The sequence below is a fragment of the Gemmiger formicilis genome (assembly GCF_900167555.1).
Classification (GTDB): domain Bacteria; phylum Bacillota; class Clostridia; order Oscillospirales; family Ruminococcaceae; genus Gemmiger; species Gemmiger formicilis.
The window spans coordinates 1-9,539 of the sequence record NZ_FUYF01000037.1 but is presented as its reverse complement, the minus strand read 5'-3'; the positions used below and the strand labels follow the sequence as shown (position 1 = coordinate 9,539).

Annotated in this window: 10 protein-coding genes; 6 read left to right on the top strand and 4 right to left on the bottom strand. The window is 45.5% G+C overall.

Going from position 1 to position 9,539, the window contains the following annotated elements; translation table 11 throughout:
* The 4 genes from B5D32_RS13795 to B5D32_RS13785 all read right to left on the bottom strand — a co-directional run.
* Positions 1 to 247 (bottom strand): hypothetical protein (locus B5D32_RS13795; RefSeq protein ID WP_478292489.1); only part of this gene is annotated, 247 nt, incomplete at its 3' end.
* 452 nt (positions 248 to 699) lie between these two features.
* Positions 700 to 861: a hypothetical protein gene (locus B5D32_RS15295; RefSeq protein ID WP_159447066.1), complete on the bottom strand. Its 162-nt coding sequence runs from the start codon at positions 859 to 861 to the stop codon at positions 700 to 702.
* A 51-nt stretch (positions 862 to 912) separates the two neighbouring features.
* Complete coding sequence (locus B5D32_RS13790) at positions 913 to 1,473, bottom strand: accessory gene regulator B family protein (protein ID WP_078785553.1); 561 nt, start codon at positions 1,471 to 1,473, stop codon at positions 913 to 915.
* A gap of 115 nt (positions 1,474 to 1,588) precedes the next feature.
* The gene (locus tag B5D32_RS13785) at positions 1,589 to 1,987 is read right to left on the bottom strand and encodes a helix-turn-helix domain-containing protein (RefSeq protein ID WP_078785552.1); all 399 of its coding nucleotides are present in this window, start codon (positions 1,985 to 1,987) and stop codon (positions 1,589 to 1,591) included.
* A gap of 191 nt (positions 1,988 to 2,178) precedes the next feature.
* Here B5D32_RS13785 and B5D32_RS13780 point away from each other — a divergent pair, with 191 nt between their 5' ends.
* From B5D32_RS13780 to B5D32_RS13750, 6 genes are all read left to right on the top strand, one after another.
* On the top strand, positions 2,179 to 2,898 hold the full coding sequence (locus B5D32_RS13780) for a LytR/AlgR family response regulator transcription factor (RefSeq protein WP_078785551.1): 720 nt from the start codon (positions 2,179 to 2,181) through the stop codon (positions 2,896 to 2,898).
* The gene (locus tag B5D32_RS13775; protein ID WP_159447065.1) at positions 2,892 to 4,220 is read left to right on the top strand and encodes a sensor histidine kinase; all 1,329 of its coding nucleotides are present in this window, start codon (positions 2,892 to 2,894) and stop codon (positions 4,218 to 4,220) included. The genes B5D32_RS13780 and B5D32_RS13775 overlap by 7 nt, the downstream gene beginning before the upstream one ends.
* A 241-nt stretch (positions 4,221 to 4,461) precedes the next feature.
* Complete coding sequence (locus B5D32_RS13770; protein WP_078785549.1) at positions 4,462 to 4,938, top strand: hypothetical protein; 477 nt, start codon at positions 4,462 to 4,464, stop codon at positions 4,936 to 4,938.
* 192 nt (positions 4,939 to 5,130) lie between these two features.
* Positions 5,131 to 6,405, top strand: coding sequence for a hypothetical protein (locus B5D32_RS15070; protein ID WP_143402782.1), 1,275 nt, complete (start codon positions 5,131 to 5,133; stop codon positions 6,403 to 6,405).
* Between the two features lie 45 nt (positions 6,406 to 6,450).
* The gene (locus B5D32_RS13755; protein ID WP_078785546.1) at positions 6,451 to 7,224 is read left to right on the top strand and encodes an ATP-binding cassette domain-containing protein; all 774 of its coding nucleotides are present in this window, start codon (positions 6,451 to 6,453) and stop codon (positions 7,222 to 7,224) included.
* A partial coding sequence (locus B5D32_RS13750) for a hypothetical protein (protein ID WP_078785545.1) occupies positions 7,221 to 9,539 on the top strand: 2,319 nt, incomplete at its 3' end. The genes B5D32_RS13755 and B5D32_RS13750, both read left to right, overlap by 4 nt.

The window sequence follows — 9,539 nt, the reverse complement described above, 5'->3', positions numbered from 1 at the left end:
GACTTAATTGCTGCATAGCAGCCATCAGTTTTTCATTTTGCGGCTCCATTCTGCTCCACATATCATACCCGGCGGTTCTAAATTCGGATTGTTCTGCCTCCTTTTTAGTTCGGTTTTCTTTTTCGTTATCTCTCTGCTTTTTCTTTATGTAGGATTGGCGTTTTCGTTTTACTGCCAAAACCACATAAGCAGTAAATTGGTTTTGGCATATATCATCTTTGGATATGCCATCGTTCCTTTTTATCATTTCTGTACTCCCATCATTTTTTCTTCGATGGGAATACTGGTGGTGAACGACAGCGACAAAGAATCTTGTCGAATTGAAAATTGACACGCACAATTTCTTCGGTATATGTCCACCCGTATGGAGGATGTACCGTCAGAGTTCGCATATGGCAGTGGCAATTCCATTTTGCTTTTTGTATGGAATTGCCAGAGCTATTCATTCGACAATCTCATCATGCGGTTCTCCGTATAGAAGAAAAACCTATTAGGTCATAGGCAATGTAGCATAACCGCACTTTGAGAAAAGAGGCTTCAAGGCACTTTTCATTTTTTGAATTTGTTGTGTACCTTCAAATGAAAAAAACAAGGAGAGGCTTCCAAGGAAACCTCTCCTTAACTGGTATTAAGGGCTATGTCAGAATTTTTCCGGCAGAATATTACCCGCCGTTTGACATGCGAATTACGTGAATGTTTTTAGTGATCTTCTTTCGCAGCCGGCTTTTTCATTTCTTCCGGGCGAGTAGGCTGAAACATACCCCACTGCGAATCCGGCGGCCAGCCATAGCGTTCACGATGAACAACTGCCTGTGCCATTTCATGGGCAAGATGCTGTGTAAAGGTTTCTTTTGATGCCATAATTATTACCCCTTTCGTCCTTATATTTAAAATTTTTATCAATAGAATGCATTATTGCATTCCAAAGCCGAGCTTAGAAATCAATAGTGTGACCGCAACAGCCAAAATCGCAGAAGTCACTCTATATGCTATCGGTTCTCTAAAAAATAGCAATAGGCACGCCGAAAGCATAACGATTGCTAATCTTAATTTCACTTCTTTGCGTACTGCAACAAGTTCTTCCGCGTTCAAATGAAGTGCAGCATTATTTGCTGGTGCTAATCTTAAAATTAAGATAGAAGCAGCAGCGAGACAAATTAGATTTGATACAGGATGCAATCTCTTTGCAAACTCTAGTGACACGATCATTGTAAATGTTGAACCTAAAAGGCATCCTGCTGGCGTTTTAGCATGGTATCCGCCTGTCCGCATACGAATGAAGCGGAAGACCAGCAGAAAAAGGAAAGTGCTCCTCCATCCGTCAAAAAATGCACCTACTGGAAGCAGAAGAAGAAATGTAACCATTCCCATTAGGCGGCGCATCAAACCATATTGCAGCCAAGCAATCTGGTCTGGTTCGATATAGTGCTTTTGTAAACAAAAAGCCGCTATCCTTGCCGCCAATGCTTCCATTTACGTCAACTCCTTACGCTGTTCATTTTATCAGCAGAAAATAATTCCCGCCACAAAAATGTCACAAACGCAAAAAATATGACATAAACGCAAAATTTGAAAGATGGAGAAGCACTCAGTACAAAATCTCAGCAATCAGCCGAGTGATCAATTCCGTTTCCTCGGTTGTTGGTTTCGGAGCATTTTTGTGTCCTTGAGATCTTCTTTTCTTGGTTCGAATGTACGCTGTCAAGTCCATAAGCAATTGCACTTGCTCTGGGCTTAATTCCTTAAGCGATAGGACATTACATTTCTCACCGCTTGTCAAATAATCCAACGAAACATTTAGAACGTCTGCCAGTGCAGCTGCCTCCGTCAGTCGCGGAACGGCAAGATCACTTTCGTATTTCCCCAGCACTGAATCTGAAAGTCGCAGGTTCGGATCAAACCCTTTTGCACGTTCACCCACCATCTGCTGCGTAAGATTTTTGTCTTTTCGCAGTTTTAACAGGCGTGGCCCAAAATCATACAACATAAGCGTTTTACCCTCCTTGCACAATATAAATATTTTACAATTCGGCACCGTTTTAATTATGGAATCCGCTTGATTAAATTCCACAAACGTGGTATATAAAAAGAAATCTATTGACAAAACCCGGAGGATTCGTTATTTTGAAAACATACCCCAAACAAAAGATTGGCAGTCGAGCCTATATAGGAGAGAGTATGGTCAAGATTCTTATTTGTGACGATGATCAAACATTCGCACAGTCAATGTTCAAAAGGATCCTATCATTGCCGGCCTATTCCAGCAAATCCATGAAATTGAGCTGCTTAACTGATATTGCTGAAATGAGTGCTGACACTATCGCGCAATATGACATTCTATTTCTCGATATCGACCTCGGTAAAGAAAGCGGGATTGATCTTGCAAGAAAGATGCGCAAGATGAATCCGGAAGCTGTATTGATTTTCGTGACAAATTTCAGCGAATATGCCCCTGAAGGGTATGAAGTGGATGCCTTTCGCTATCTTGCCAAATCCGAGTTGGAAAAGAAGCTGCCTACATATTTTGAAGATGCACTGGCAATGTGCCGCACCCGTCAGCGAAAAGTAGAGATTCTCTGTGAGGGTGAGAGTGTGCCTATCCCGGTCCAATCTCTTGCATGGATAGAAAGTCAGGGACGCGAGCAGTATCTCCATTTGGTAGGCGGATGCCGTGAGCAGCTAATTACCCGATTAACTATGGCACAGCTTGAGGATTTGCTTGTTCCTCATGGGTTTTTACGTATCCACAAAAGTTATCTTGTAAATATGGCGTATTTGCAGTCTTTTCAAAGTACAAGTGCCGTTCTCACAATCGGTCAAACACTTCCTGTGGGGGCTCGTAGTTATCGCGACAATAAGCAAAAATTTGTAAGATGGCAGGCGCAGCAACTATGGTAGTAGTCTGGGGTAATATACTTAGCCTTTGGGGCAATGTTTTTGCGATAGCCGTAGATATTCTTGTATTTGATGCTTTTTTCCCTCACAACGATAATAGAAAAAAGCGTTGGTCATATATTTTACTATTTTGCCTGATTTTTACATCTCTCTCTATCCTCATTGGCACAAAACTCGGATATACATTCAAAATGTTACAAGAGATTGTGCTAATATATGTGTTATGTGTTTTTCTATATCAAAGCCGTTGGGATCGACGCTTCTTTATTGTCGTAACTGTTTATTCTGTTTTATTCTCCTACAGTCACTGGTTTGAGTCCTTTTGCCTATATGCTGGAAATTTGGACTACGAAGAATATATATGGAATGTTCCTCTATACTCCGTGCTATTCTTCGTTCGCGGGTTTATTTCCCTATTTGTTGCACTGATTATTAAAAAATATCATCATCCTCTACACGCAAGGACTCGTGCAAGCGCTTGGGTTCCCCTATCTGCTGTATTTCCTGTTTGCACACTGCTTGTGCTCAGGCAGGTATATACCCACCCGGAAGAACAACGTGTATGGCAGATTTGTTTATTGATTCTCGATCTTGTTGATATTGCTGCATTGATTTTATTGGACTATCTTGAAGAAAACGCGGAAAATCGCGAGAAGCTGATTGCTGCCAACGAACGCGCCCACGTTCAGGACGAAAACATTCAGGCTTTGAGTCAGGCGTATGCAGGGCAAAGAAAAATGACGCACGACTTCCGAGCCAACCTTTCGACTTTATCTGAATTGTTGGAAAGTGAACGTGTTGACGATGCCAAGGAATTCCTTTCCGAGTTGAATGTGCGCCAAAGTGAGCGGATTTTGCTTGTCAACAGCCATAATGCTGCTATTGATGCGGTTCTAAACCAAAAGGGATATATTGGGAAGAAGCAAGGCATTGATATGCGGTTTCGTGTCAATGATCTTTCCGCGCTGAGGCTTCCTCGTGTAGATGTGACTATTGTGCTGGGCAATTTGATTGATAATGCCATGGAAGCTTGTGCAGGCTTGTCCGACCCAAACCGCTGGGTCAGTATTCAGATCCTTTACAGCGAGAATATGCTTTCTATTTTAATTATCAATCCCAGTAATATCGTTCAGATCAATGACGGTCATATTCCTACAACCAAGCAAGATCCCTTGCTTCATGGCTTCGGCATTGGGAACGTCAAAGACATTTTAGAAAAGTACCACGCCGAGTACCTCTTCACTTATGATGATGGGCGCTTTATTTTTAGCGCCGACTGGCCGGATATATCTGAATCACCTGTAAACACATCAATTCTCTCATAATCAATATTGCTTTTTAATCCTCTGTGCAGAACAACTCGCACAGAGGATTTTTGCATTCATGCACATTTTTTTGCGTATACGCAGGTTTAGTGGACTTTTGTAGAAAACTGTGCTATTTTGATGTCAAGATAACGCATAACTTACAACAGTTTCCTCCTCGGTATTAGGCATCGGCGCGCAGATGCTGAAATATTGTCCGAACATCAACCCTATTAAATCCATTAGATTGGAGGCTTATCAAATGTCAACGATGAAGAAACGCATCCCCATGTTCCTGCTCGCTCTTGCTATGATGGTAGCTATGGCACTCCCCACCTTTGCAGCCAGCTATCGTCCCAACGCACAATTTGGCTATCTGCTGAACATCAACGGTTCGACAGGGTCCGCTTACCAGGGGCGTGCATTGAACCTGATGAAAACCGACACGATGGGAAGAGATCAGAATTTCATCATCGGAACTCGCAAGGGCTACACCGGTTACTACATGATGGTTACCGCAAATGTCAATTATGCCGTAAATCGTTCTGATAATGGTGGCCGTGCAATTATTTGGCCTCTTTCTACGGGCTCTGCTGATTCGCGCCTGGCTGACAATAGCGAATCCGTAATTCGTTTGTACACTTCTCGGGAGCTTTTAACCGCCCGTGAGCCTGTTGGCGACTGGAGTACCGTCTATTTCGGTGGCAGCGGCATTTCTGTTTGGGTGCGCGTCCACTAACCTTCCGGCGCAATTTCAGATTCCCCTATGATAGACATTCAAAAGTAAGTTCATACGGGATTTGATTGCTATTAGACCAGCGCAAGTGAAACACTAATGACCTGTCAAAGACATCGTCTCAAAGCACAGTGTTGCACTTGCGTTGGTTTATTTGCATTTTTCAACTTTTGTAAAGAAAGGTTTTAAGGAAACATGAAATTTACTTATAAGTTGTTGTCTTTAGGTTTGGCCATCGCCTGCCTTAGTGGATGCAACGCGGCCAACACTGAAATCGCATCCTCGTCAGCCGCCACTGCCACAGTGGACCCCGCTACTGACTCTACAGAAGTTCCTGCTTCCAACAATGTTTTCACATCCGCAGGAGACGGTTTATATGTTACCACTGACTCCGGAATCTATGAACTGCAAACAGTGTTTCCGGACTCTGCAAACATATTTTATACTGATGCCAATACAAAGGAACGCATTTTTCTATGTGCGAACCCCAATTGTACACATGCAGATGAAAGCTGCCCCAGTTACATAGCTACACCTTCAGCGATGTTTCCGCCCATGCTTTTGCGTGTTGGCGATCAGCTTTTGGTCGTCTTTACTGAAACCACCGACTCCAGTAACCCGCATGGGATGCTGATGAATATGGATGGTTCCAATCGTCGAACCGTATTTGAACTCGCATCCAATCAATATATGCAAGGCGGCTTTTGTACCTCTGGAAATGATCTCTATTTTGATCTTTACGAGATTGATGATAGCGGGAACGTCACATATCAGCTGTGGTATGTGAGCTTCGAGAATGGAACTTCTGAAAAAGTGATGGACTTGGGATCCGATAGCGACCACTATTCTTTGTGCGATGGTGTAAACAATGAACTGTGCTTTAATCATCTTTCTTCCGACGGAATCAGTTATTGCATGTATGATCCGCAAAGCAAAACAATGTCCGATCCGTTTTTTGTTGACAGTAGCTCGAGCGGGAATTCGATGATTCAAGACGGATACCTCTTTGTCCTCGACGAGCAGGCGAACTCTGTCCAAAGAATCCGTTTATCTGATAAAGAGCAAGCAAGTGCTTCTTTTACAGTAAAAGAAGGCTTCGGCGCCCCAAGTATGCGGTATCTATTTGATGGGAATTTAATGATTACCGAAGCACAAACGCTGGCAGCAGATATACCGACCGATGGCTCGTATGATATGTGTTCTTATATTCTGGATTTTGACACACGTAATTGTACAGAATTTACATTGCAAACCCCATACAATAATCGTCCGGTATATGTGTTGACAACCATTGGTGACACTTGTTATGTTGCCACAGATTATAAAACGTATACTCCTACCTCTGTCTCTGAAGACGGTACAGTTTCAAACTTCGATTATGTTGCTAACATATACGCCTTCATTACAAAGCAGGATTATATAAATTCAAATCAAAACGGTTACTTAATGGTTAAAGACGCATTCGAATAATTCTACCTATTGTTAAAACTTCATGGGTAAATTGGGATTGTAATTATGAGCCGTACATTTACACTTGATTCAATTCACAAGACATATATTTCGCAAATTTCCCTGTTTACATTTAAGAAAAATGCACAGCCACAAGTGAAAAAAGCCTTGTCAGGGGTATCAATTACACTAACGCCGGGGCTTTACGGATTGCTTGGGCCAAATGGGGCGGGAAAGTCTACTTTGATTCACATTATCACAGGCACACTTGCTCCTGACTCTGGCGAGGTCCTCTGGTGCGGCAAGCCTGCAATGGGCATCACCTTCCGCCGCATTCTTGGTTATATGCCGCAGCAGCAGGGACTGTACGACAGCTATACTGGGCGGCGCTTTCTTGCCTACATGGCTGCCTTAAAAGAAATTCCTAGAAAAGCCGTTGCAGTCGAGGTTGATCGTGTGGCCGCTGCCGTAAATTTGACTGCTGAGTTGGACAAGCGCCTTTCTGCATATTCCGGCGGCATGAAGCAACGCCTGCTGTTGGCATCCGCCCTGCTTGGAGATCCGAAGCTGTTAATTTTAGACGAACCAACGGCAGGTCTTGACCCAAAGGAGCGCGTCCGTCTGCGTGAATTGCTGGCAGATATGGCGAAAGACCGCATTATTCTTGTGGCAACGCACGTTGTTTCGGATGTAGAAACAGTAGCAACCAAGGTTATTCTTTTGCGCGCCGGCAAGATCGTGGATGCCGCGCCCGTGCCGGAGTTGATTGAAAAATACGCACCCGGCCAAGGTCTTGAGGATGTCTACCTGAATGTGTTCGGTGAGGGGGACGGCAAATGAGCCTGTTTTTTGCTGAACTCCGCAAAATTTGGGGCGGCAGGGTGTTTCCTGTCCTGTTGGCGATACTGGCATCCGCCAATCTCTTGCTGCTGTGGATGGGCACCCGCCCCACCGCCAAACAGCCGCCCGCCTCTGCGTACCGGGTTGTAGGCGCAGAACTGACAGGCAAGACCATGGAGGAAAAAGGCAGCTATCTGCATGACAAATACACCGAGATAGAAAGCCTTGTAAAAATCGGACAGTATTACCGTGAAATGGCATACGGTGGCTATGGCCTTTCCCAGTATCGGCAGGACAATGCCGCTATGTTTGATGCCTATGAGCAGGAATATAATGACAAATCCTACACCCTATTCACAGATGATTTGAACATAGAGTACCGCCTGTTCAGCCAGCTGCAAAGCGAGTATGACACCGTGGCTGCTTACAACGACTTCTTGGAGGGGGTTCAAACCAAGGCCACCCAACTGTCCGGCATCTCCATTTTTCAAAATGACCGTACCGGGTACGATTTAAAAAACATAGAACTGACCGCGCAGGTTTATGCCGGGCTGGCAGATACGCCTATAGACTATTACCCGCAAAAGGGTTTGTACACGGCCATCAGCTATGCATTCACGGATCTTATCCTGTTGGCGGCTATGCTGCTGCTTGCGCTGATTCTTGTACGCCAAGAGCGCGACAGCGGTTTGTTGAGCCTGATTCGCAGCTTGCCCGGTGGACGGTTAAAGACGGCCATTGCAAAGCTGGCGGCATTTGCTGCCAGCTTATTGGTCGTTCTTACGGTGCTGTATGGGGTCAATCTCGCATACTGTTCGGCATCGTTCAGCCTTGGCCCCATGAACCGCACGATTCAAAGCGTTCCGGCTTTGATGCGCTGTACCATGCAAATTACCGTTGGCCAGTATCTTTTTCGGTTTTTACTTGCTAAGTGGGCCGGTGCGTTTGTGATGGGGCTGTGGGTCATGCTGGCTGCCCTTATCGCCAAACGTGCTGCGGCCGGTTGGATTGGCGCGTTGGCGCTGCCCTTGGCAATGTACGGTATTCGTGCTGCAATTCCTGCCACAAGTCATTGGAACGTTGTAAAATATGCGAATATGGTGAGCCTGCTGCAGACCAATGAGCTGCTGGGAAACTATCGGAATCTTTTCTGGTTTGGTAATCCTGTCAGCCTGCCGCTGGTCGAATGGTTGACGGCAGCCGTTTTGGGTGGTGCGCTATTTGCAGCATTCTGTACGGTATTTGCCAAGGCACAGCTGCTGCCGGCTGCCAAGCACAGCTTTGCACTTACGTTTTCCCGCAAAACGCGTGCGACCTCTGTTACCCATGAAGAGGGCAGGAAGTTATTGTTGATGAATGGGGCCGCAGTATTCTTGGCAGCGTTTCTGGCGTTTGGCATCTATCAGGGCGTGACGGCGGAGAGCTACATAGACGCGGACGAAATTTACTATGCCTATTATATGAAGCACATTTCCGGCCCGTGGAGCGAAGAAAGCCGCGACTGGCTGAAAGATCAGCGCAACGAATTTATTCCCATGCTGGAGACCCAGAAGCGCGTCAACAGCGGTGAATTGAGCAGTGATGCGCTGCTGGCCTACAGCTCACTGCAGCAGAAATATTCTGTCTATCAGCGTGTAGTGGAGTCCAACATCAATTACTATCTGAAAGAAAATCCCGGTGCATGGCTTGTCTATGAAACCGGCTATAAAAAGCTGTTCGGATTTACCGGCACCGGCGATGTGCAGGATACACTTCTGGCGGGGCTGTTGTGTGCGCTGTGCTTCAGCGGCTTATTTGCAATGGAACGCAAAGGCGGCATGGATGAGATTCTGGCAACCACATCACTGGGCCGCAAACACACTGTAAAGGCAAAGCTGCGGCAAAGTACCGCTGTGGCAGCGGTTATATCGTTCGGAACCGTTCTGCCCCACCTGTGGCAGGTGCTGCGTGACTATGGCTTGCCCTCTTTGCTGGGACCTGCGATGAGTATTTCCGACTTGCAGGCTGTACCCAAGTTTATAACCCTGTCGGATTTGCTGATTTTCTGGTTAATCTGCCGTTTTGCCGCCTGCCTCTGCATGAGCCGGATCACCTTATGGCTTGGACAGAAATTGGGGAATTTGCTGACTGCGCTCTTTATCAGTGCAGTTGCCTATTGCCTGCCCGCGCTGCTGAGCCTTTCCGGAATGAAAAATGGTATCGAGTGGTTGGGATTCTATCCTCTATTCCATGCTGCAGCGCTCTGGCAAAACCAAGGCTATAACGCCAACGGAGAAAGCTACAACGCAATGTGGATTCCGATTTTTCTGGTATGC

Bases quoted from the DNA above. Each gene is read 5' to 3' on its own strand.
- B5D32_RS15295 (WP_159447066.1), bottom strand. From the start codon at position 861: ATGGCATCAAAAGAAACCTTTACACAGCATCTTGCCCATGAAATGGCA.
- B5D32_RS13790 (WP_078785553.1), bottom strand. From the start codon at position 1,473: ATGGAAGCATTGGCGGCAAGGATAGCGGCTTTTTGTTTACAAAAGCAC.
- B5D32_RS13785 (WP_078785552.1), bottom strand. From the start codon at position 1,987: ATGTTGTATGATTTTGGGCCACGCCTGTTAAAACTGCGAAAAGACAAA.
- B5D32_RS13780 (WP_078785551.1), top strand. From the start codon at position 2,179: ATGGTCAAGATTCTTATTTGTGACGATGATCAAACATTCGCACAGTCA.
- B5D32_RS13775 (WP_159447065.1), top strand. From the start codon at position 2,892: ATGGTAGTAGTCTGGGGTAATATACTTAGCCTTTGGGGCAATGTTTTT.
- B5D32_RS13770 (WP_078785549.1), top strand. From the start codon at position 4,462: ATGTCAACGATGAAGAAACGCATCCCCATGTTCCTGCTCGCTCTTGCT.
- B5D32_RS15070 (WP_143402782.1), top strand. From the start codon at position 5,131: ATGAAATTTACTTATAAGTTGTTGTCTTTAGGTTTGGCCATCGCCTGC.
- B5D32_RS13755 (WP_078785546.1), top strand. From the start codon at position 6,451: ATGAGCCGTACATTTACACTTGATTCAATTCACAAGACATATATTTCG.